Genomic DNA, 21,796 nt, shown 5'->3' with positions numbered 1-21,796 from the left:
CGCGTTCACTCGGACTCCTCCTTCGGCGCGATGACGGCCAGCACCTGGTCCATGGCGACCGTGCTGCCGGGGGTCACGTCGAGTTCGGCGACCGTGCCCGCGTGCGGGGCGGAGACGACGTGCTCCATCTTCATCGCCTCCACCACCAGCAGGCTCTGCCCGGCCTCGACCACGTCGCCCACGGCCACCTTCACCACCGTCACCGTGCCCGGCATGGGCGCGGTCAGCGAGTCGGCGCCCGCGTGCGCGGACCGGCTCAGCGAGGCGGCGACCGGGTCGTGGTCCCGCACCTGCCAGGCGTCGCCGTCGCGGCCCAGCCAGTCGGCGGCGCGGTGGAAGGTGTGGCGGACGCCGTCCAGGGTGACGGTCACCCGGTCATCGGTGACCTCGGCGGCACGGGCGGCCCGAGTGACGGGTTCGAGTCCCGCGACCCGCAGGGGGAAGGACACCGGTTTCGGGGTCCCGCTCAGCCGCCACCCGTCCGGCACCGAGAAGGGGTCCACCCAGCCGTCGCCCGTGGGGCGCAGCTCCTCCAGGCGTACGGCGGCCGCAGCCTCGTAGACCTCCTCCGGCACTCCGGACGGGATCAGGTCGTCCACCGCGCGCTCCACCAGCCCGGTGTCCAGTTCGCCCGCCACCACCGCGGGGTGCGCGAGCAGGCGGCGCAGGAAGCCCGCGTTGGTCGGGACGCCCAGGGTGACCGTCTCCGCGAGGGCGGCGCGGAGCTTGCGCAGGGCGGTCGCGCGGTCGGGGCCGTAGGCGATCACCTTGGACAGCATCGGGTCGTACAGGCTGCCGACCTCGGTGCCCTCACTGAGCCCGGAGTCGGTGCGGACGCCGTCGCCCTGGGGCTCGGCCAGCAGCAGGACCGTTCCGCCGGAAGGGAGGAAGCCGCGGGAGGGGTCCTCGGCGCAGATACGGGCCTCCACCGCGTGCCCGGTCAGCGTCACGTCCTCCTGCGCGAAGCCCAGCGGCTCGCCGGACGCCACCCGAAGCTGCCACTCGACCAGGTCCAGGCCGGTGATCAGCTCGGTGACGGGGTGCTCGACCTGGAGGCGGGTGTTCATCTCCATGAAGTAGTACGAGGACGGGTCGTTGCCCGGCACGATGAACTCCACCGTGCCCGCGCCCCGGTAGCCGCAGGAGCGGGCCGCCTGTACGGCCGCCTCGCCCATCGCGGCGCGGGTCGCCTCGTCGAGCAGGACGCTGGGCGCCTCCTCGATGATCTTCTGGTGGCGGCGCTGGAGCGAGCACTCGCGCTCGCCGAGGTGGACCACGCTGCCGTGGCCGTCGGCCAGCACCTGGATCTCGATGTGCCGGGGGCGGTCGATCCACCGCTCCACCAGCAGGGTGTCGTCGCCGAAGGAGGCGCGGGCCTCGCGGCGGGCGGCCGCGATCTCCTCCTCCAGGGCGGAGACGTCCCGCACCAGACGCATCCCCTTGCCGCCGCCGCCCGCCGAGGGCTTGAGCAGCACGGGGGTGCCGATCTCCCGCGCCGCGTCGGCCAGTTCGGCATCCGTCAGCCCGCTGCCACTGGAGCCCGGCACGACCGGTACCCCGTACGCCGCCACCGTCTCCTTGGCGCGGATCTTGTCGCCCATCAGGGCGATGGCGTCCGCCGGGGGCCCGATGAAGACGAGCCCCGCCTCCTCGCAGGCGCGCGCGAAACCGGCGTTCTCGGCGAGGAAGCCGTAGCCGGGGTGGACGGCCTGGGCGCCGGTGCGGGCGGCGGCCTCGAGCAGCCGCTCCACCGACAGATAGCTCTCCCCGGCCGGGGCCGGGCCGATCCGGACGGCCGTGTCGGCCTCCCGGACGTGCCGCGCGTCGGCGTCGGCGTCGGAGAAGACCGCCACGGAGCGCACGCCGAGCGCGCGGAGCGTACGGATGACCCGTACGGCGATCTCGCCCCGGTTGGCGACCAGCACTGTGTCGAACACGGAAGTTCCCCTCCCTCTCACATCCGGAAGACGCCGAACCGGGGCTCTCCCAGCGGCGCGTTGGCACAGGCGGTCAGGGCGAGTCCGAGCACCTGACGGGTCTGGAGCGGGTCGATCACGCCGTCGTCCCAGAGGCGGGCGGTCGCGTAGTAGGCGCTGCCCTGGCCCTCGTACTGCGCGCGGATCGGTGCCTTGAAGGCGTCCTCGTCCTCGGCGGGCCACTCCTCGCCGCGCGCCTCCAGCTGGTCCCGCTTGACGGTGGCGAGCACCGAGGCGGCCTGTTCGCCGCCCATGACGGAGATCTTGGCGCCGGGCCACATCCACATGAAGCGGGGGGAGTAGGCGCGGCCGCACATCGAGTAGTTGCCCGCGCCGTACGAGCCGCCGACGACGACCGTCAGCTTCGGCACGCGGGTGCACGCGACGGCGGTGACCATCTTGGCGCCGTGCTTGGCGATGCCGCCCGCCTCGTAGTCCTTGCCGACCATGAAGCCGGAGATGTTCTGCAGGAAGACGAGCGGGATGCCGCGCTGGTCGCACAGCTCGATGAAGTGGGCGCCCTTCTGGGCGGACTCGGAGAACAGGATGCCGTTGTTGGCGACGATGCCGACCGGGTGGCCGTGGATGCGCGCGAAGCCGGTGACCAGGGTCTGGCCGAACTCGGACTTGAACTCGCTGAACCGCGAGCCGTCCACCACGCGCGCGATGATCTCGCGGACGTCGTACGGGGTGCGGGAGTCGACCGGGACCGCGCCGTACAGCCCGAAGGGGTCGACCTTGGGCTCGACGGCCTGGGTCACCTCCCAGGGGGCGTCCTTGCGCGCGGGGAGGGTGGCGACGATGTTCCGCACGATCCTCAGCGCGTGCGCGTCGTCCTCCGCGAGGTGGTCGGTGACGCCGGAGACGCGGGAGTGGACCTCGCCGCCGCCCAGCTCCTCCGCCGTGACGACCTCGCCGGTGGCGGCCTTCACCAGCGGGGGGCCGCCGAGGAAGATCGTGCCCTGGTCGCGGACGATCACCGCCTCGTCGCTCATCGCCGGGACGTACGCGCCTCCGGCCGTGCAGGAGCCGAGGACGGCGGCGATCTGCGGGATGCCTGCCGCGGACATGCGGGCCTGGTTGTAGAAGATGCGGCCGAAGTGGTCGCGGTCGGGGAAGACCTCGTCCTGCATGGGCAGGAAGGCGCCGCCGGAGTCCACCAGGTAGACGCAGGGCAGGCGGTTGTCGAGGGCCACCTCCTGGGCGCGCAGGTGCTTCTTCACGGTCATCGGGTAGTACGTGCCGCCCTTGACGGTCGCGTCGTTGGCGACGATCACGCACTCGCGGCCGCTGACCCGGCCGATCCCGGCGATCACCCCCGCCGCCGGGGCCTGTCCGTCGTACATCCCGTCGGCCGCCAGGGGGGCCAGCTCCAGGAAGGGGGAGCCGGGATCGAGCAGGGCGTCCACCCGGTCCCTCGGCAGCAGCTTGCCGCGCGCGGTGTGCCGGGCGCGCGCCTTCTCGCCGCCGCCGAGGGCCGCGGCCGCCAGCTTGGCGCGCAGTTCCTCGCCCAGGGCGAGATGGGCCTGTTCATTGGCCCGCCAGGGCTCCGACGCGGGGTCTGCCGCGCTCGTCAGCTCCGGTGCCTCGTGCATCCTGCGAACCCCTCACCTTGTTAATGAGCGTTAACGCATTTCCTTCAGGTTAACGACCGCTAACCTCCCTGTCTACAATGACCCGCATGGCCAGCAGAACCGACGCCCCGACCCGGCGGCAGCAGATCCTCAAGGAGGCCGCCCGCCTCTTCGCCGAGCGCGGGTTCCACGGCGTGGGCGTGGACGAGATAGGGGCGGCGGTCGGCATCAGCGGCCCCGGCCTCTATCGGCACTTCCCCGGCAAGGACGCGATGCTCGCGGAGCTGCTGGTGGGCATCAGCGGCCAGCTCCTCACCGGCGCCCGGCGCCGCCTGGCGGAGACGGACGGCCGGGCGGGCGCCTCCGCCGTGCTGGACTCCCTCATCGAGGGCCACATCGACTTCGCCCTGGACGACCGCCCCCTGATCACCCTCCACGACCGGGAGCTGGACCGGCTGCGCGACAGCGACCGCAAGCTCGTCCGCCAGCTCCAGCGCCAGTACGTCGAACTCTGGGTCGGCGTCGTCCGCGAGGCCCACCCCACCCTGACGGAACCCGCCGCCCGCTCCGCCGTCCACTCCGTCTTCGGCCTCCTCAACTCCACCCCCCACCTCGGCCGAGCAGGCACCCTCCCGGGCCGAGCGACGACGGCGACACTGCTGCACCGGATGGCACGGGGGGCGTTCGCCGCGGCCGACGCCCAGGCGTGACGAGCGTTACGGTCCCCACCCCCTGGACTCCTTTCCGTACTCGCCGGTACCTTCGGTTGAGCAAGCGCTTAGACATGCCCTGTGTCATGCCGAGGTACGTGGAGGTGGCGGCGTGCGCCGTACGGTGTTCAACGAGGATCACGAGGCGTTCCGGGAGACTCTCCGGGACTTCATCGAGTCCGAGGTCGTGCCGGTCTACGACGAGTGGTTCGCCGCCGGTCAGGCTCCGCGCGACTTCTACTACAAGCTCGGCGAGCTGGGCATCTTCGGGATCAACGTGCCCGAGGAGTTCGGCGGCGCGGGGATGGACAGCCACAAGTTCGAGGCGGTCCTCTACGAGGAGACCTCCCGCGCGGGCGTCCAGTTCGGCGGCTCCGGCGTGCACGTGCTGCTCGCCCTCCCCTACATCAAGATGCTGGCCACGGACGAGCAGAAGAAGCGTTTCCTGCCGAAGTTCGTCACCGGTGAGGAGATGTGGGCCATCGCGATGACCGAGCCCGGCACCGGCTCGGACCTCGCGGGCATGAAGACCACCGCCAAGCTCTCCGAGGACGGCACGCACTACGTCCTCAACGGCGCCAAGACCTTCATCACCGGCGGTGTGCACGCCGACAAGGTCATCGTCTGCGCCCGCACCTCCGCCCCGAAGGAGGACGACCGCCGGTTCGGCATCTCCCTCTTCGCCGTGGACACCAAGTCCGAGGGCTATTCGGTGGGCCGCAAGCTGGACAAGCTCGGCCTGAAGACCTCCGACACCGCCGAACTCGCCTTCGTGGACGTCAAGGTCCCCGTCGAGGACCTGCTCGGCGAGGAGAACAAGGGCTTCTCCTACCTCGGCCACAACCTGGCCTCCGAGCGCTGGGGCATCGCCTTCGGCGCCTACGCCCAGGCCAAGGCCGCCGTCCGCTTCGCCAAGAGTTACGTGCAGGACCGTACGGTCTTCGGCAAGCCGGTCTCGCACTTCCAGAACACCAAGTTCGAGCTGGCCGCCTGCCAGGCCGAGGTGGACGCCGCCGAGGCCGTCGCCGACCGCGCCACCGAGGCGCTGGACGCCGGTGAGCTGACCCCCGCCGAGGCCGCCTCCGCCAAGCTGTTCTGCACCGAGGTCGCCCACCGCGTGATCGACCGCTGCCTCCAGCTGCACGGCGGCTACGGCTACATGAACGAGTACCCGATCGCCCGCCTGTACGCGGACAACCGCGTCAACCGCATCTACGGCGGCACCAGCGAGATCATGAAGTCGATCATCGCCAAGGACATGGGCCTGTAAGGCCCCCGCAATGACTGGCCGGTACAACTACACGCCATGAGCCAGGCACTTCAGGACCTCCTCGATCTGCTCGACCTCGAGCGGATCGAGGAGGACATCTACCGCGGGCAGTCCCGCTCCGCCGTCGTCCCCCGCGTCTTCGGCGGCCAGGTCGCCGCCCAGGCGCTGGTCGCGGCGGGGCGCACGGTCCCCGCCGACCGCGCCGCCCACTCGCTGCACGCGTACTTCCTGCGCACCGGCGACCCCGGCGCGCCCATCGTGTACAGCGTCGACCGCATCCGCGACGGCCGCTCCTTCACCACCCGCCGCGTGGTCGCCGTCCAGCACGGCAAGCCGATCTTCCACCTCTCCGCGTCCTTCCAGGCGTACGAGGACGGCCTCGACCACCAGGCCCCCATGCCGCCCGCGCCCGACCCGGCCACCCTGCCCACGTCCCAGGAACGCCTGCGCGGCTACGCCCACCTCGACCCCGAGGTCGTGGAACGCTTCCTGGAGGCCCGCGAGGCGATCGACCTGCGGTACGTGGACGAGCCGCCGTACGGCGAGTTCGGCACCCCGCGCGAACCGCACAGCCAGGTCTGGTTCCGCGCCAACGGCAAGCTGGACGACGACCCCCTGCTGCACGTCGTCCTCGCCACCTACGTCTCCGACATGACCCTGCTCGACTCGGTGCTCCTCGCCCACGGGCGCGGCGGCTGGGCCGTCGGGGACGTCGTCGGGGCCTCCCTGGACCACGCGATGTGGTTCCACCGCCCCTTCCGCGCCGACGAGTGGCTGCTCTACGACCAGGAGTCACCGTCCGCGCACGGCGGCCGGGGTCTGGGCCAGGCCCGGATCTACACGACGGACGGCAGGCTCGCCATCTCCGTCGTCCAGGAGGGCGTGGTCCGGGTCCCCCGCTGAGGCGTCAATTCCGCTGCCGGGCGCCGGAGATGACCCCGCCCACGGGGTCTCCGGCGCCCTCGGTTGCCAGGGGTGCCGGGCCGTGCGGCTGGTGCCTGCGAGGCCCCGTCACTCAGTAGACCGCTCAACAGGACGCGCGACGCATCCGGGACTAGGCTCTATGAGTGAAAGCCGCAGCACACGGTTTGCCCGGCCGACGAGGACTCCGGTGTCCCGGACCTCAGCCGCGGCGCCCGGGGCGTGAGCGCGTTCCCGAGTGACCTGCAGGCGTCGGCGGCACCAGACCGTGCCGCTCAGCAGACTGCGGATACCTGAAGACCGTGCCGCATCTTCCTCTTCGCGGTGACGGCCATCCACCTCGCGCCCAGATCGGGATCGCGAGAACGATGGAGATGGAAGGTAATTTCCCATGCGATCAACGCGCGCGAGGCGCCTCGTCGCCCTGTCCGCCACCGGTCTCCTGCTGGCCGGCGGAGCAGCGGTGGGCGCCGCGGGCACCGCTTCGGCGACCCAGAACGGGCACCACAGCTCCTACGACCGGGACTACCGGGACGGTCACCACAACAGGTACAACAACGACCGCGGCTGGTGGAACGATGACGGCTGGGGCCGTCACCACCGTCACCACAACAACTGGAACTGGAACTACTGGGGCGACAACGACAACTACTGGGGTGGCTACGGCCACGGCGGCTACGGCCACGGCGGCTACGGCCATGACGGCGGCTACGGCGGCGGTCACGGCGGCGGCTACGGTGGCGGCCATGGCGGCGGCTACGGCGGCGGCCACGGTGGCGGCGGCCACGGCGGTGGCGGCCACGGCGGTGGCGGTCACGGCGGTGGCGGAGGCCACGGTCGCTGACAGCACCGCGATCTGAGCGCGACGTGCGGCCCTCATCGGGGGCCGCACCTCGCGTTCGGGGCCCGGCTCAGAGCAGCTCGGCCCCGCTCAGCAGATACGCCGTCATCGGGTCGTAGTGCCGGGGGCTGACCACATGGTCGTCGAGCGGCACCGCCACCTGGAGGGTGCCCTCGGACTCGGCGAGGAACAGCGCCGGGTCGTTGCAGTCGGCGTACCCGGCCGCGTCCACGCCGTGCTGCGCCGCGTACCCGGCCCAGCCGTGGTCGGCCACGACGAGGTCCGGCAGGTCGCGGCCCTCGCGCTCAAGTCCCGTGAGAATGGCGCGCATCGGCTCACCGGAGTGGGTGTGCCAGAGGGTCGCGCCGTGCTCCAGCACGGCCACGTCCGCGAACTGCACGACGTACCCCTCGTCGGTCTGCAGCCGCTCCGGGATGACGACGATCTCGCAGCCCGCGGCGCGCAGCGCGGCGGCGGTGGCCCGGTGCACGTCCAGCAGGCCGCCGGGGTGCCCGGTGGCGAACAGCACCCGCTGCCGGTCCTCGGCGGCCTTGCGCAGCCTGAGCGCGAGCCGCTCCAGCGCGTCCACCGTCAGCTCCGGGTCGATGGTGTCCTGCCCGTACCGGTGCTCGGCGTCGTCGTTCACGCCGACCCGCTCGGCCATCACCGCGAGCACGTCCTGCTCGTCGGTCCAGCGGTCGCCCAGCTCCAGGCCGAGCCAGTAGTGCCGGTCGCCGTTGGCCAGCCTGCGGTAGTGGGAGAGGTTGTTCTCGCGGGGCGTGGCCACGTCCCCCGCGATCCGCGTTCTCACCAGATGGTCGACGAGCTGAGCACGGCTGGGCGTCCCGGATATCGGCATGCCCCCCATTGTGGGGCAGCGAACGATCTGCCGTCTCCGGGACGCCCCTCTTCCGGGGGACCTTGTGGATCTCTGTAGACCTATCCCTGCCGCAGGGCGAACCACAGCTCCATGCGGACGTCCGGATCGTCCAGATCCGTGTCGAGGAGGGCCGCGCAGCGGGTGATGCGCTGGCGGACGGTGTTGCGGTGCACGTCCAGCGCGACCGCCGTACGGTCCCAACTCCCGTGCAGGGAAAGCCAGGTGCGCAGGGTCTCGGTGAGTGCGGGGCCCGCCGCGAGCGGGGCGAGCAGGGCCCGCGCGTGCTCCTCCGCGTCCGCGCGCGGCACCAGCTCCGACAGCCCGGGCCGGGCGCCGTGCCGGACCAGCGGGGTACGGGTGGCGCGGGCGCGGGCCAGCGCGCGGGCGGCCTGCGCGTCGGCGGACGGCCAGTCGGCGGGCCCGGCGGGCGCGCCGACGCCCAGCGTCCAGCCGGGCTGCGCGACCGGTTCCCGCCCGGCGGGCACGAGGACGCGTACGACGTCACGGGCCAGGTCGATCAGGGGGGAGCCGAGCGCCGTGCCGAGGGCGGCCGCGCCCACCGGGTCCGGCGTGCCGTTCTCCGGCCGGGCGTGCACCACGAGCCACCCGGCGCCGTCCGTACCGCCGAGCAGCGCGGCCACCTCCGCCGGGGCCGCGCCCAGCAGCAGCCGGACCAGCGCGGAGGAGCGGGCCGCGCCCGCCCCGCTCTGGTGCTCACCGGTCAGCAGGGAGAGGAGCACGGCGGCGACGGAGGCGATGGTGTGGTCGGCCGGTTCGCGCCGCCCGGTCGCCACCCCGAGCACGAACCCGCTGCTCCCGCCGAGGGCGTAGGCGGCGAGCTGGATGTCCCCGAGGGAGTCGGTGGCCGAGGCGGGGGCGTCGCGGGCGGTGCCCGGTCGCACGACCCCGGTCAGCTGGCGCAGCGCCTCCTGGGTGCCCGGTACCGGGGCGCGGCCCGCGCTCGCGATCACCGTGCCGTCGGGGGCGTACAGGAGAGCCTGGGCGGAGAGGCGCTGGGCCAGCTGGCGCAGCACCGAGGGCACCGGGTCGGGGCGGGAGGCGGCGGCGGCCAGGCTCTGCTGGGCCTCCGTGATCCGGCGCAGCTCGGCCAGCCGGGCCTGCGCCATCAGCTGCCACACCGCGCGGGCGACCCCGGAGAACGTGGTCCGGGGCGGCACCTCCAGCAGCGGGAGCCCGTACGCGTCGCAGGCGGCGACCAGTGCGCGCGGCACCGTGTCGTGCACCGGGGCCAGGCCGAAGCCGAGGGCCGCGCCGCCCGCGGCGACGATCCGGGACACGTAGTCGTCGAAGTAGGCGCCTGCCCCCGCCGCCTCCGGCACATGCACCCCCGCCGTCAGCAGCAGCTCGCCGCCCAGCAGGTACGGGTACGGGTCGGCCATCTCCGAGGTGTGCGCCCAGTGGATCACGGTGTCCGGGGCCGGGGGACCGGCTATCTGGCGCAGGCCCAGGTCCTCGCGGGCCAGCAGCGCGGAGAGCGGCACGGGCGGGGTCGGCGGGACGGACGGGGTGGTTGGCTCCGACATGGTGTGCACATCCTCCTGTCCACCCCGTTCATATGGATGAAACGTACACTTCGCAGTCGCTTTCCGGCCACCTAGTGTCTAGGCGGAACGGCAGCCGCGGGTACGGGCGGATGTCCCCGCGAGCCGCTGCCGTCGAAACCCCCACGCCACCGCACGACACGCCACCGGACAAGCGCGCGAAGGAGGGCCCCGCACCATGGCCGTCGACTACACAGTGATCGTCGTCTATCTCGTCGGGATGCTGGCCATGGGCTGGTGGGGCATGCGCCGCGCCAAGTCGAAGAGCGAGTTCCTGGTGGCCGGCCGCAGACTGGGCCCGGCCATGTACTCCGGCACCATGGCCGCCATCGTCCTCGGCGGCGCGTCCACCATCGGCGGCGTCGGCCTCGGCTACAAGTACGGCCTCTCCGGCGCCTGGATGGTCTTCACCATCGGCCTCGGCCTGCTCGCTCTGTCGGTGTTCTTCTCGGCCCGCATCGCCCGGCTGAAGGTCTACACCGTCTCGGAGATGCTGGACCTGCGCTACGGCGGCCGGGCCGGGGTCATCTCCGGCGTCGTCATGTGGGCGTACACCCTGATGCTGGCGGTCACCTCGACCATCGCCTACGCCACGATCTTCGACGTGCTGTTCGACATGAACCGCACCCTGGCGATCGTCCTCGGCGGCTCGATCGTCGTCGCGTACTCCACCCTCGGCGGCATGTGGTCGATCACGCTCACCGACATGGTGCAGTTCGTGGTGAAGACCATCGGGGTGCTGCTCCTGCTGCTGCCCATCGCCGTGGTCAAGGCGGGCGGCTTCTCGGAGATGAAGGCCAAGCTGCCGACCTCGTACTTCGACCCGCTGGGCATCGGCGGCGAGACGATCTTCACCTATGTGCTGATCTACACCTTCGGCATGCTGATCGGCCAGGACATCTGGCAGCGCGTGTTCACCGCCCGCGACGACCGCACCGCCAAGTGGGGCGGCACCGTGGCGGGCACCTACTGCCTGGTCTACGCCGTCGCCGGTGCGGTGATCGGCACCGCCGCCAAGGTGCTCTACCCGAAGCTCTCCAGCCCGGACGACGCCTTCGCCACCATCGTCAAGGACGAACTCCCCATCGGCGTCCGGGGTCTGGTGCTGGCCGCCGCCCTCGCCGCCGTGATGTCGACCTCCTCCGGCGCCCTGATCGCCTGCGCGACCGTCGCCAACAACGACATCTGGTCCCGGCTGCGGGGCCTGGTCCGCCCCGGCGACGAGGAGCACGACGAGGTGAAGGGCAACCGCGTCTTCATCCTGATCATGGGCCTCGCCGTGATCGGCACCGCCATCGCGCTGAACAACGTCGTCGAGGCGCTGACCGTCGCGTACAACCTCCTCGTCGGCGGCCTCCTCGTACCGATCCTCGGCGGCCTGCTGTGGAAGCGCGGCACCGTGCAGGGCGCGCTGGCCTCCGTGATCGTCGGCGGCCTCGCGGTGATCGGCCTGATGGCGGGCTACGGCATCCTCGCCAACGAGCCCGTCTACTACGGCCTGCTCGCCTCCCTGGCCGCCTACATCGTGGTCTCCCTGGCCACGAAGCCCACCGACGAACGCGTCCTCGCCGTCTGGCGCGACCGCCTCGCCGGACAGTCCCCCGAACTCCCGTCCGAACCGGTCCCGGCTCACCAGTAGAGTCGTACGGAAAGCAGTACATGCGCGACGAAGCGCAAGGAAGAAGGCATTTCACGATGAGCAGCTCCGAGACGCCCCGCGGGCCCGTCGACTCCTCCCGCATCCCGCGCTACGCGGGCCCCGCGACCTTCGCCCGGCTGCCCCGGCTGGACGAGGTCGGCCGCGCCGACGTCGCCGTGGTCGGCGTGCCGTTCGACTCCGGCGTCTCGTACCGGCCGGGCGCCCGCTTCGGCGGCAACGCCATCCGCGAGGCGTCCCGGCTGCTGCGCCCGTACAACCCCGCGCAGGACGCCTCCCCCTTCGCCCTCGCGCAGGTCGCCGACGGCGGCGACATCGCGGTGAACCCGTTCAACATCAACGAGGCCGTCGACACCATCGAGGCCGCCGCGGACGACCTGCTCGGCACCGGCGCCCGCCTGATGACGCTGGGCGGCGACCACACCATCGCGCTGCCGCTGCTGCGCTCGGTCGCCAAGAAGCACGGCCCGGTGGCCCTGCTGCACTTCGACGCGCACCTCGACACCTGGGACACCTACTTCGGCGCCGAGTACACCCACGGCACGCCGTTCCGCCGCGCGGTGGAGGAGGGCATCCTCGACACCGAGGCGCTCTCCCACGTCGGCACCCGCGGCCCGCTGTACGGCAAGCAGGACCTCACCGACGACGAGAAGCTGGGCTTCGGCATCGTCACCTCGGCCGACGTCTACCGCCGGGGCGCGGACGAGGTCGCCGACCAGCTCCGCCAGCGCATCGGGGACCGCCCGCTGTACATCTCCATCGACATCGACTGCCTCGACCCGGCCCACGCCCCCGGCACCGGCACCCCCGAGGCGGGCGGCATGACCTCCCGCGAGCTGCTGGAGATCCTGCGCGGCCTCGCCTCCTGCAACCTGGTCTCGGCCGACGTGGTCGAGGTCGCCCCGGCCTACGACCACGCGGAGATCACCTCGGTCGCGGCCTCGCACACCGCGTACGAACTCACCACCATCATGTCCCGGCAGATCGCGGAGGCACGCGCCAAGTGACGCACGACCACGACCTGGAACTCCGCCCGACCGAGGCGCAGACAGAGGCGGCCCTGAATCCCCCGCCGGGGCGCAACGGCGGCGACCTGGTCGTGGAGACCCTGGCCGGGCTCGGCGCGACGACCGTCTTCGGCCTGCCCGGCCAGCACGCGCTCGGCATGTTCGACGCGCTGCGCCGCTCCGCGCTGCGGTACATCGGCCTCCGGGTCGAGAACAACGCGGGCTTCGCGGCGGACGCGTACGGCCGGATCACGGGGGAGGCGGCACCGCTGCTGCTCTCCACCGGGCCGGGGGCGCTGACCTCGCTGGCGGCGCTCCAGGAGGCGGCCTCGGCCTCGGCGCCCGTCCTGGCGATCAGCAGCCAGATCCCGACGGCGGGGCTGGGCGGTGGTCGACACGGTTATCTGCATGAACTCCCCGATCAGTCGGCGTCGTTCCGGGGCGTGGTGAAGTCGGTTCACACGGTCCGCGCGCAGTCGCAGATCCCGTCGGCCATCGCGGAAGCCTGGCGGTCCGCGCTCACCGCTCCGCACGGCCCGGTGTGGGTGGAGATCCCGCAGGACGTGCTCCTCGCGGAGACCTCGCTGCCGGTGGTGACGGCCCCGGACGCGACCCCGGAGGAACTCGTCCCGCGCGTCGAACTCACGGCCGTGGCGGCCGACTTGCTGTCCCGTGCGCTGCGTCCCGCGATCATCGCGGGCGGCGGAGTCGTACGGTCGGACGCCTCGGGCAAGCTGCGTCAGCTCGCCGAGAAGCTGGACGCCCCCGTGGTGACCACCTTCGGCGGCAAGGGCGCCTTCCCCTGGGAGCACCCGCTGTCCCTCCAGTCCTGGCTGGAGGACCGGCACATGACCGACCTGCTGGAGGACGCGGACGTCCTGCTGGTGGTCGGGTCCGGGCTCGGCGAACTCTCCTCGAACTACCACACGTTCAAGCCACGCGGCCGCGTCATCCAGATCGAGGCCGACCTCGGCAAGCTGGAGTCCAACCACCCGGCACTGGGCATCCACGCGGACGCCCGCCTCGCCCTGCAGGCGCTGCTGGAGACGGTGACGGAGCGGACGGACTCGATGGCGCCGGACCGGGTCCGGGACGTACTGAGCCGGGTCGCGGACCGGATCGCGGGCCAGGAACTCACCCTGGAACAGGACGTGTTGGCGTCCGTCCGCCGCGCCCTCCCGGCAGGCTCACCGTCCTTCTGGGACATGACGATCCTCGCCTACTGGGCCTGGTCCGCCTTCGACCCGCGCGGCGCCAACACCATGCACTCCGCCCAGGGCGCGGGCGGCCTCGGCTACGGCTTCCCCGCCGCCCTCGGCGCGGCCGCCGCCGACCCGACCCACCCGGTCCTCGCCGTCTCCGGCGACGGCGGCGCCCTGTACTCCATCGCCGAGCTGGCGACGGCGAAGCAGTACGACCTCCCCGTCACCTGGCTGATCATCGACGACGGCGGCTACGGCATCCTCCGCGAGTACATGACGGACGCCTTCGGCGAACCGACGGCGACCGAGCTGACCCGGCCGGACTATGTCGCCCTCGCGGAGTCCTTCGGGGTGCCGGGGGTACGCACGTCCCCCGAGACCCTGGAGGCGGACCTGTCGAAGGCGTTGGCTTCCCCCGGCCCGTCGGTGGTCGTCCTCCCGGCGGTGCTGCGGATGTTCGCCCCCACGCACTTGGACTGACCGGCCGGACGGTGGTGAATTCCCCTTTCACACGCGGGAGTTCACCACCGTCGTGCTCCTACCAGATCGCGTCGACCCACTCCGGGTGGTCGATGAACGGGTTGCGGTTGTGCTGGTAGGTGTCGTAGATGACCTGGTTGCGCTTCTCCTCGAAGGCGCTCGGCGGGTCCTCGTCGCTCCACTGCTTGAGGACGGACAGCTTGCCGATGTACGGGTTGCTGCCGTTGCTGACCTTCTCGTTGGGCTCCAGGTCGGCGAAGCCGTCGCCCCCGTCGTAGCGGACCGCCATGTAGAGGATCATCCGGGCCACGTCGCCCTTGTCCGCGTCGCGCGGCTCGAAGGAGTCGGAGTCGGTGAGGCTGCCGCCCCCGCCGCTGACCGCGCTGCCGCCGTCGTCGAAGTCCTTGTTGCCGCGCACGCTGTTGACCTGGACGTCCGCGGGGCGCAGGTGGTGCAGGTCGGTGCCGGGACCGGTCACCTCGCCGAAGTCGCCGTGCGACTTGGCCCACACGTGCTCGCGGTTCCAGTCGCCGACGTCGCCGCCGTTGAGGGACTTGGCGCGTGAGACGCCGCTGTAGAGCAGGATCACGTTGTTGCTGTTGTTCGGGTCCTGGTCGGTGACCTTCAGCGCGTCCCAGACCGCCGCGTACGAGATCTTGCTCTGGCTGCTGATGATGGTGTGCAGCGAGGACTTGAGACTCGCGCCCGTCTTGCCGACGGCATTCTTGTAGTACGTGGTGTCGTACGAGGTCGTCGTCGCGCTTGCCGGGGTGGCGACCGCCGCGGGCAGAGTGAGGCCGACGAGCAGGGCCGAAACGGCCAGTGCCGGAGCCTTCCAACGGTGCATGTGCGTCACGGGCATGAGGGTGCCGATCTACGCGGGTTGATTGAGCGGACGACGAGCGTGACATGGACACGCGTACATGGCGGTGAAGGAGAAGTGGCTGTTGTGTGTCGAGATCCGGCACGTCGCCTGTCATGAGCGTGGTCCGGCGCGGCGGTGGCGGACCTGGACGAGCTGGGGCGGTGGCTCTGGAGGGCGTCACTCCCCGGCCGCGTCGAGCAGCACCTGTGCCAGCTCGCGCGGCCGGGAGAACATCGGCCAGTGGCCGGTGTCCATGCGGACCAGCCGCCAGTGGCCGTCGGCCACCAACTGGGCCACGTCGTCGTCGGGTTCCTCCCCCGCGGGCGCGCAGAGGACGTAGGTCGCCCGGAGACTGCTGAGCGGGCCGGACAGTACGGCGGGCTCGGTCAACGTGCGGCCCGGGTGGGGCGTGGAGTCGGCCACGATCCGGGCGATCTGCCGCTCGGTGAGACCGTGGCCGTCGTAGTGGGAGGCGGGGGCGGGCGGCCAGAAGCCGTTGTTCTCGGCGAGGGACGCCTCCACGCCCGCTCCTCCGTCCGGCCACGCCCCGGCGAACGACTCCCCGTCGACCGGGACATCGGAGTCGACGAACACCACGCGGGCCAGCCGCTTCCCGATCCGCTCCGCGGCCTGTCCGGCCGGGACACCGGCGTAACTGTGCGCCACCAGCACGACATCGCGCAGGTCCAGCCGCTCGACCTCGTCCACGATGTCCCGCACATGGGTCTGCTGCCCCGCCGGGACCCCCTGTTTCTCGGCGAGCCCGGAGAGCGTCACCGGACGCACCCCGTGCCCGGCCTCCCGCAGCCACGGCACGACGTCGTCCCACGCCCACGCGCCGAGACGAGCGCCCGCCACCAGTACGAAGTTGACCATGGGGGCACGGTAGCGGTGGTCCCGGGCGTCAGGACCGCCGGGCGGCCCTGCGTCCGGCCAGCACGCCCAGGAGTACGAGGGCCGCGTTCACCGCGATCGCCGTCTTCAGGCCGGTCAGGACGGCCGGGGCGGTCGTGCCGGGCATCGCGGCGGTGGCGATCGCGCTCATGACCGGGGCGCCCATGGTGATGCCGATCTGCTGGGTCATCGTGGCCAGGCCGGTGGCGAGGCCCTGTTCATGGTCGGCCAGCCCGGACGTGGCGGTGACCATGAAGCCGACGATGACGAGCATGTTGCCGACGCCGCCGGTGAAGGTGGCGGCGAGCAGCAGGGCCAGCGAGCCGTGCCCCTCGCCGAGCCCCAGCAGCGCGGCCGTGGACACCGCCTGGACGAGGCCGCCGACGATCAGCGTCCGCCTGTTGCCCAGCCGCCCGATGACCCGAGGCGCGGCCGAGCCCCCGATGACCGTACCCGCGCCCAGCACGCCGAAGGCCAGCCCGGCCGCGAGCGGGGAGAAGCCGAGCACCTCCTGGAGGTAGAGCGTCAGCAGGAAGACCAGCGAGGTCTCGGTGAGGAACGCGAGCAGCCCGACGACGTTCCCCCAGGCCACGGTGGGCTTCCGCAGCACCCCGAGCGGCACCAGCGGAGCAGGCGCGCGGTGCTCCACGGCGCGGAAGGCAAGCAGCAGGGCGGCGCCGACGGCGAGCGAGAGCAGCGCGTACGGGGAGGTCCAGCCGCGCTCACCGGCCTGCGTGAGGCCGAGGACCACGGCGAGCAGGCCGAGGGTGACGGTGAGGGCGCCGGGGAGGTCCAGCCGGGGACGGTGGACGGGCCTGGACTCCGCGACGACCGTCGGGGCGAGGAGCAGTACGGCGAGGGCGACGGGGACGTTGATGAAGAAGGCCCAGCGCCAGGAGAGCAGGTCGGTCAGAACGCCGCCGAGGACCGCGCCGGTGGTGAACCCCGCTGACATCAAAGCTCCGTTGAGCCCGAGCGCCTTCTCCCGCAGAGGTCCCTCGGGGAACGAGGTCGTCATCAGCGACAGCCCCGCCGGGGTCACCGCGGCCGTGGCCAGCCCTTGCAACACGCGGGCGGCGAGCAGCACCTCGGGGCTGGTGGCGAGGCCGCCCGCGAGGGAGGCGACGGCGAGTACGGCGAGGCCGCCCAGGAACAGCCGACGGCGCCCGAAGAGGTCGGCTACGCGGCCGAAGAGGAGGGTGAAGCCTGCCGCGCAGAGGGCGAAGGAGGTCCCGATCCACTGGAGTCGACCGAGGGGGAAGCCGAGGCCCTCACCGATGACGGGGAGGGCGACGTTGAGGATGGAGAAGTCCACGGCGAGCATGAACTGGGCGGCGAGGAGGAGGACGAGGGTGAGGCGGAGGCGGGGGGTGAGAGTCGGTGCGAGCGTCGTCGTCATGCCCGTCAGGCTGGCCGGAGGGGCTGGGGCCAGCCAGAACCCTGACGAGGGTGGTCATGACGTGACCACCCTTGGCGGGGCGGAGCGCGCCATCATGGGAGCCCCGACTTCCAGGAGGCAGCGATGGACGTCCCCTCCGACCTGGGCGAGTTCCTCAAGTCCCGCCGTGCCGCGCTGCGTCCGGAGGAGGTGGGCCTCACTCCGCTGCCGACCCGGCGCCGGGTGAGCGGCCTGCGCCGGGAGGAGCTGGCCATGCTCTCCGGCGTCAGCGTCACCCACTACACCCGCCTGGAACAGGGCCGCGCGTCCGGCGCCTCGGACTCCGTCCTGACCGCCATCGCCCGCACCCTCCGCCTGACCGACGACGAGACGGCCCACCTGCGCGCCCTGGCCCGCCCGTCCCGCCGTACGGCCCCGGCCCGCCCGGAGCACGCGAGCGCGTCGGTGCGCCAGTTGCTGTCCGCGATGCCGGGCGTCCCCGCCCTGGCGTTGGACCGCCGCAACGACATCCTGGCCTGGAACATCCCCGGCCACGCCCTCCTGGCCCCCCACCTCCCCGCCGACTCCCCGGAGACCCCCGCCACCCGTCCCAACCTGACCCGCATGCTCTTCCTGGACCCGACTTACCGCGCCCTGCACCGAGACTGGCCCACGGAAGCGGTTCTGGCGGTCGCCTCCCTCCGCCAGGTGACGGCCCGCCATCCCGACGACCGACGGCTGACGGACCTGGTGGGCCAACTGACGATCCACTCCGACGAATTCACGTCCCACTGGAAGCGCCACCCGGTCCGTACGTGCACCTCGGGCGTGAAGCGCCTGCATCACCCGACCGTGGGCCCCCTGGACCTGACCTTCGAAACCCTGACCCTCCCGTCCCCGTCGGGCCAACGCCTGATCACCTACACGGCGGAGGCGGGCTCGACCTCAGAGCGAGCGCTCCAGGACCTGACGCAGGCCCCTCCGGCGGAATGCCCGGTCATTCCCCGGTCCGTAGAGCGGTGACGACGACGCTCCGTTCGAGCACGCGGACCGCCGCTCCCGACAGACGGACCTTCGCACTGTTCGGTGGTCCAGGAAACCGACTTCCTTCTCGTAGCGAAGAATCCAGTCCAGGGTCATGAGTCCCGCGAACTCCTGCCCGACCCGTGCGATGCCACCCACACAGCGAACAACGCATACGGCCGTACCGAAGTCCCGCTCCTCGACCGAGTAGATCTGCAATTTCGCAGCCGAGTCCATCCACGCCTCCTTGGGGGCACCGGTCCGCGCGGCCGATTCAGGGAAGATCGGGAATCAGGGTCAGCCATGCCGACAGCTCCGGGTGGAGCGGGTCGTCCGGGGGGAACACGTCCACGATCCCCTGAAGCGGTGTCAGCAGGTTCTTCACGTGCCGAAGGTGGAGCATCCGTTCTCTGGGAAGTTCTCGCCAGTCGATCGCTTCGGCCGCCACTTCCTCGTGTGACCTCCCGATACCTCGGAAGACGGTCTCGCACAGGTCGGCCGCGTCGCGGATCTCATCTCCTGGCACCACGCCGAACTCCCGGATGGCGTAAGCCCGGACGTTGGCCTCATCGGCAAGTGTCCTAGCCGCGTCGAAGCCGGAGGACACGTCCCTCCGCCTGGAGGCCGCGATCGCGAGTTCCGCCCACCGAAGCCTGGTCTCGATGTCCTGACAGTCGTCGTACATCCGGCCGACGGCCCGGTCGCGCGCTGCCTCCCAGGTCTGCCACGAGGGGTCCGAGTCCAGCCGAGCCGCCCCAACGGCCTCGGTGGGAGGCGCACACGCCCCCCACGCGAAGCGGTAGTCATCGGCGTCCCGGTCGAACGACACTCGGAATCCCCTGTCCGGAACCCCGAACTCTCCCCTGATCCAGCTGTCGATGGCCAGTGCGGCCACCTCCGGACGGAAGTGTGCGAGTGGACAGGTGAGTTCGGTGACGCAGACGACGAGTCCGCTGGGGTGCCGTCCCATCAAGGCCTCCGCATGCGCGGCCAGGCCGAAGGATAGCCAGGTGGCGTCACGCCAGTGGATTCCGGCAGGCGGGGCGAGGTGGATCTTCCGCTCGACCTGCAGCGAGAATCCGCGGTAGGCGCCCAGCGGACTCCATTCGGCCGTCAGATCCGCTGCCAGGCCGCCGAGAGGGCTGTGGAAGCGGTATCGCATACCGTCGCCGTTCTCTCCGCCCTGCGATCTCCCCACCCGAAAACCCTAATCGTCCCCACACCTTCACGAACACCAGTGCAACCCTCCCCCCTCCCCAAGAGTCAATCCGTGCATGACGCACCGGATATCACCCCGCGCCCGCAAGGGAGCGCTCGCCGCCGTGGTCGGAGGGGCGCTGCTCGTGCCCGTCGTCGGCGCGGCCCCCGCATCCGCCGCCACCGCGGTCAGCTGTACCTCCGCCAAGGCGGGCCTCGCGGCCAAGTTGAGCAAGGACATCACCGCCGCGCTCGCCCAGCGGAAGGGAAGCGTCGCGCTCGGGGTGTACGAGCGCGGCACCAACACCACGTGCACGCTGCGCGCGACCAGTGCGTACGACTCGGCCAGCACCGTCAAGGTCACCGTGCTGGCCACCCTGTTGTGGGACGCGAAGAAGCACAACCGGTATCTGACGAGCACCGAGACCTCGCTCGCCACGGCGATGATCACGAAGTCGGACAACACCGCGACCAGCAAGCTGTGGAAGCAGCTCGGCGCGACGAAGGTCAAGAGCTTCCTGACGGCCGCCGGGATGACGAAGACGACGCCGGGCGCCAACGGCTACTGGGGCCTGACCCAGATCAACGTCACCGACGAGCAGAAGCTGCTCAAGCTCGTCACCGCCAAGAACTCCGTGCTGAGCGACAACTCCCGCGCCTACATCCTGAAGTTGATGGGCCAGGTCGTCTCGTCCCAGCGCTGGGGCACCCCCGCCGGCGCCCCCTCCACCGTCGCCGTGCACGTCAAGAACGGCTGGCTCAGCCGCGCCACCCACGGCTGGCGCGTCCACAGCCTCGGCACCTTCAACGGCGGCGGCCACGACTACACGATCACCGTGCTGACCCAGGACAACAGCACGATGGACTACGGCGTCACCACCATCCAGAACGTCGCCAAGGCCATCCACAAGGACCTCGTCCCCACCGCCGCCAAGACGTCCCTCTACGTCCCCACCAGCACCCCGCGCGAGGCGTTCGTCGCGACCCCGCCGCAGGGCTGATCCTTCACCGGGCGCTCTCCCGCCGGTCACCGTGCACGCCCTACGGTGACCGGCATGCGCCCACGCATCGTGCTCGCGGCCCTCGCCGCCGCCACCCTCGCCGCGACCATCCCCGGCACCGCGAACGCCAACCCCCCTGAAAAGCACGCCTGTTCGGCCTCCGTCGCCCTCGACGGCTTCTCCGACGCCCTCGACAAGACCACCTACGACGGCGCCTACGTCGGCAACCTCTCCGCCCTCGCCGTCGACCGCGACGGGAAACTCGCCGCGCTCTCGGACCGGTCCGCCCTGTTCCGGCTGGACGCGAAGGGGCCGACCGGAGTCGTGACGCTCCCCGGCGACCTCGATTCCGAGGGACTCGCCATCGACCGGGACGGCACCCGCCTGGTCACCTCCGAGACCGAGCCCTCCGTACGCCGCTACTCCCGCGAGGGCCAGCTCCTGGAGCGGCTCCCCGTCCCGCCGGACCTCCACGTCACCCCCGTCGGCCGCGCCACCGCCAACCAGACCTTCGAGGGCCTGACCCTCCTCCCCGGCGGCCGCGCCCTCCTCGCCGCCATGGAGTACGCCCTCGCCGGTGACGACCCCGGCACCGTCCGCTTCCAGACCTGGACGCGGGACCACGGCCGCTTCCGCCTCGGCGCCCAGTACGCGTACCGCACCGACGACCCCAGCCTGGGCGTGCCCGAGGTGCAGGCCACCCCCGACGGACGCCTCCTGGTGCTGGAGCGCGGCTTCGAGGCGGGCGTCGGCAATACGGTCCGGCTGAGCCTCGCCGACCCGAGCCGTGCCACGGACACCTCACGCGTCGAGCACCTCACCGGGCAGCCCGGCGTACGCCCGATGGGCAAGACCCGGCTGGCCGACCTCGCCGACTGCCCCACCCTCGGCGCGACCGCCCGCCAGCCCCAGCCGAACCCGCTGCTGGACAACATCGAGGGGATGGCGGTCACAGGTCACCGGCACACCCTCAAGGTGCTCCTCGTCAGCGACGACAACCAGAACCCGGCCCAGACGACCCGCCTCTACCGCCTCCGCGTCCGCCTCAGCTGAGACTCCCGTCCGCGTTCCAGTCCGCCGGGATCTCCGCCGTCAGGCCCAGCGCCCGCGCCCGCTCCTCGATGTGCCGCCGGATCTCGTCGTGCGGATCGCGGCGGCCCCGGCCGACCGCGTGGATCGCCCGGCGCAGGTCCTCCGCGCCGTGCAGGTCCGCCGGGCGGACCGGGTAGCCGCCGTCCGGCAGGGCCCAGCCCTCCGCGGCGCAGTAGCGCCGGGCCGCCGCGTCCAGGTCGGCCGCGTCCGGTGTGTCGATGTTGCCCTTGTCCATGCCAGCCTCCCGTGCGGAGTCCCTACGACGC

At 71.8% G+C, this 21,796-nt stretch carries 19 protein-coding genes; 10 read left to right on the top strand and 9 right to left on the bottom strand.

Annotation, left to right across the window (positions count from 1 at the left end):
• Positions 1–5 precede the first annotated feature (5 nt).
• Positions 6–1,937, bottom strand: coding sequence for a biotin carboxylase N-terminal domain-containing protein (locus ACI2LY_RS18200; protein ID WP_404708004.1), 1,932 nt, complete (start codon positions 1,935–1,937; stop codon positions 6–8).
• 17 nt (positions 1,938–1,954) lie between these two features.
• Entirely contained in the window at positions 1,955–3,571 is a 1,617-nt protein-coding gene (locus ACI2LY_RS18195; RefSeq protein ID WP_404708003.1) for a carboxyl transferase domain-containing protein, read from the bottom strand.
• A gap of 86 nt (positions 3,572–3,657) precedes the next feature.
• Between ACI2LY_RS18195 and ACI2LY_RS18190 the strand changes: the two genes are divergently transcribed.
• The 4 genes from ACI2LY_RS18190 to ACI2LY_RS18175 all read left to right on the top strand — a co-directional run bounded on the left by ACI2LY_RS18190 (position 3,658) and on the right by ACI2LY_RS18175 (position 7,295).
• Entirely contained in the window at positions 3,658–4,260 is a 603-nt protein-coding gene (locus tag ACI2LY_RS18190; RefSeq protein ID WP_404708002.1) for a TetR/AcrR family transcriptional regulator, read from the top strand.
• 112 nt (positions 4,261–4,372) lie between these two features.
• Positions 4,373–5,530: an acyl-CoA dehydrogenase family protein gene (locus ACI2LY_RS18185; protein WP_404708001.1), complete on the top strand. Its 1,158-nt coding sequence runs from the start codon at positions 4,373–4,375 to the stop codon at positions 5,528–5,530.
• Positions 5,531–5,566: 36 nt separating this feature from the next.
• Complete coding sequence (gene tesB, locus ACI2LY_RS18180) at positions 5,567–6,433, top strand: acyl-CoA thioesterase II (protein WP_393596799.1); 867 nt, start codon at positions 5,567–5,569, stop codon at positions 6,431–6,433.
• A 409-nt stretch (positions 6,434–6,842) separates the two neighbouring features.
• Positions 6,843–7,295, top strand: a complete 453-nt coding sequence (locus tag ACI2LY_RS18175) for a hypothetical protein (RefSeq protein WP_404708000.1) — start codon at positions 6,843–6,845, stop codon at positions 7,293–7,295.
• A 67-nt stretch (positions 7,296–7,362) separates the two neighbouring features.
• On the opposite strand, the gene ACI2LY_RS18170 is transcribed toward ACI2LY_RS18175, so the two are convergent.
• Together ACI2LY_RS18170 and ACI2LY_RS18165 are read right to left on the bottom strand one after the other, a co-directional pair.
• Complete coding sequence (locus ACI2LY_RS18170) at positions 7,363–8,151, bottom strand: phosphatase (protein ID WP_404707999.1); 789 nt, start codon at positions 8,149–8,151, stop codon at positions 7,363–7,365.
• Between the two features lie 80 nt (positions 8,152–8,231).
• Positions 8,232–9,716, bottom strand: a complete 1,485-nt coding sequence (locus ACI2LY_RS18165) for a PucR family transcriptional regulator ligand-binding domain-containing protein (RefSeq protein WP_404707998.1) — start codon at positions 9,714–9,716, stop codon at positions 8,232–8,234.
• Between the two features lie 196 nt (positions 9,717–9,912).
• Between ACI2LY_RS18165 and ACI2LY_RS18160 the strand changes: the two genes are divergently transcribed.
• The 3 genes from ACI2LY_RS18160 to ACI2LY_RS18150 are packed head-to-tail and all read left to right on the top strand — an operon-like array spanning position 9,913 to position 14,080.
• A complete protein-coding gene (locus tag ACI2LY_RS18160) occupies positions 9,913–11,373 on the top strand; it encodes a sodium:solute symporter (protein ID WP_404707997.1) in 1,461 nt (486 codons plus the stop codon).
• A 56-nt stretch (positions 11,374–11,429) separates the two neighbouring features.
• On the top strand, positions 11,430–12,398 hold the full coding sequence (speB, locus tag ACI2LY_RS18155; RefSeq protein WP_393596808.1) for an agmatinase: 969 nt from the start codon (positions 11,430–11,432) through the stop codon (positions 12,396–12,398).
• Complete coding sequence (locus ACI2LY_RS18150; RefSeq protein ID WP_404707996.1) at positions 12,395–14,080, top strand: thiamine pyrophosphate-binding protein; 1,686 nt, start codon at positions 12,395–12,397, stop codon at positions 14,078–14,080. The genes speB and ACI2LY_RS18150 overlap by 4 nt, the downstream gene beginning before the upstream one ends.
• A 58-nt stretch (positions 14,081–14,138) precedes the next feature.
• Here the strand turns inward: ACI2LY_RS18150 and ACI2LY_RS18145 are convergent, their stop codons facing one another.
• The 3 genes from ACI2LY_RS18145 to ACI2LY_RS18135 all read right to left on the bottom strand — a co-directional run bounded on the left by ACI2LY_RS18145 (position 14,139) and on the right by ACI2LY_RS18135 (position 17,238).
• Positions 14,139–14,942 (bottom strand): endonuclease I family protein, encoded by an 804-nt coding sequence (locus ACI2LY_RS18145; protein WP_404707995.1) that lies wholly within the window; start codon positions 14,940–14,942, stop codon positions 14,139–14,141.
• Positions 14,943–15,122: 180 nt separating this feature from the next.
• Positions 15,123–15,821 carry an alpha/beta fold hydrolase gene (locus tag ACI2LY_RS18140; protein ID WP_404707994.1) on the bottom strand — a complete coding sequence of 233 codons (699 nt, stop codon included), beginning with the start codon at positions 15,819–15,821 and terminating at the stop codon, positions 15,123–15,125.
• Positions 15,822–15,849: 28 nt separating this feature from the next.
• A complete protein-coding gene (locus ACI2LY_RS18135) occupies positions 15,850–17,238 on the bottom strand; it encodes an MFS transporter (RefSeq protein ID WP_404707993.1) in 1,389 nt (462 codons plus the stop codon).
• A 123-nt stretch (positions 17,239–17,361) separates the two neighbouring features.
• On the opposite strand from ACI2LY_RS18135, the gene ACI2LY_RS18130 reads away from it, so the two are divergent.
• The gene (locus ACI2LY_RS18130; protein WP_404707992.1) at positions 17,362–18,240 is read left to right on the top strand and encodes a helix-turn-helix transcriptional regulator; all 879 of its coding nucleotides are present in this window, start codon (positions 17,362–17,364) and stop codon (positions 18,238–18,240) included.
• Positions 18,241–18,514: 274 nt separating this feature from the next.
• Here the strand turns inward: ACI2LY_RS18130 and ACI2LY_RS18125 are convergent, their stop codons facing one another.
• Positions 18,515–19,438: a hypothetical protein gene (locus ACI2LY_RS18125; protein WP_404707991.1), complete on the bottom strand. Its 924-nt coding sequence runs from the start codon at positions 19,436–19,438 to the stop codon at positions 18,515–18,517.
• A gap of 76 nt (positions 19,439–19,514) precedes the next feature.
• On the opposite strand from ACI2LY_RS18125, the gene ACI2LY_RS18120 reads away from it, so the two are divergent.
• Both ACI2LY_RS18120 and ACI2LY_RS18115 read left to right on the top strand, forming a co-directional pair.
• Complete coding sequence (locus tag ACI2LY_RS18120; protein WP_404707990.1) at positions 19,515–20,438, top strand: serine hydrolase; 924 nt, start codon at positions 19,515–19,517, stop codon at positions 20,436–20,438.
• 54 nt (positions 20,439–20,492) lie between these two features.
• The gene (locus ACI2LY_RS18115; RefSeq protein WP_404707989.1) at positions 20,493–21,491 is read left to right on the top strand and encodes an esterase-like activity of phytase family protein; all 999 of its coding nucleotides are present in this window, start codon (positions 20,493–20,495) and stop codon (positions 21,489–21,491) included.
• Here the strand turns inward: ACI2LY_RS18115 and ACI2LY_RS18110 are convergent.
• Positions 21,484–21,765: a hypothetical protein gene (locus ACI2LY_RS18110; RefSeq protein ID WP_404707988.1), complete on the bottom strand. Its 282-nt coding sequence runs from the start codon at positions 21,763–21,765 to the stop codon at positions 21,484–21,486. The two genes, ACI2LY_RS18115 and ACI2LY_RS18110, sit on opposite strands and share 8 nt — an antisense overlap.
• Positions 21,766–21,796: the final 31 nt, after the last annotated feature.

It is taken from the genome of Streptomyces sp. NPDC002176, from assembly GCF_044903645.1.
Classification (GTDB): Bacteria; Actinomycetota; Actinomycetes; order Streptomycetales; family Streptomycetaceae; genus Streptomyces.
Note: the sequence above shows the minus strand (reverse complement) of the source record. Positions and strands in the feature narration are given on the sequence as shown.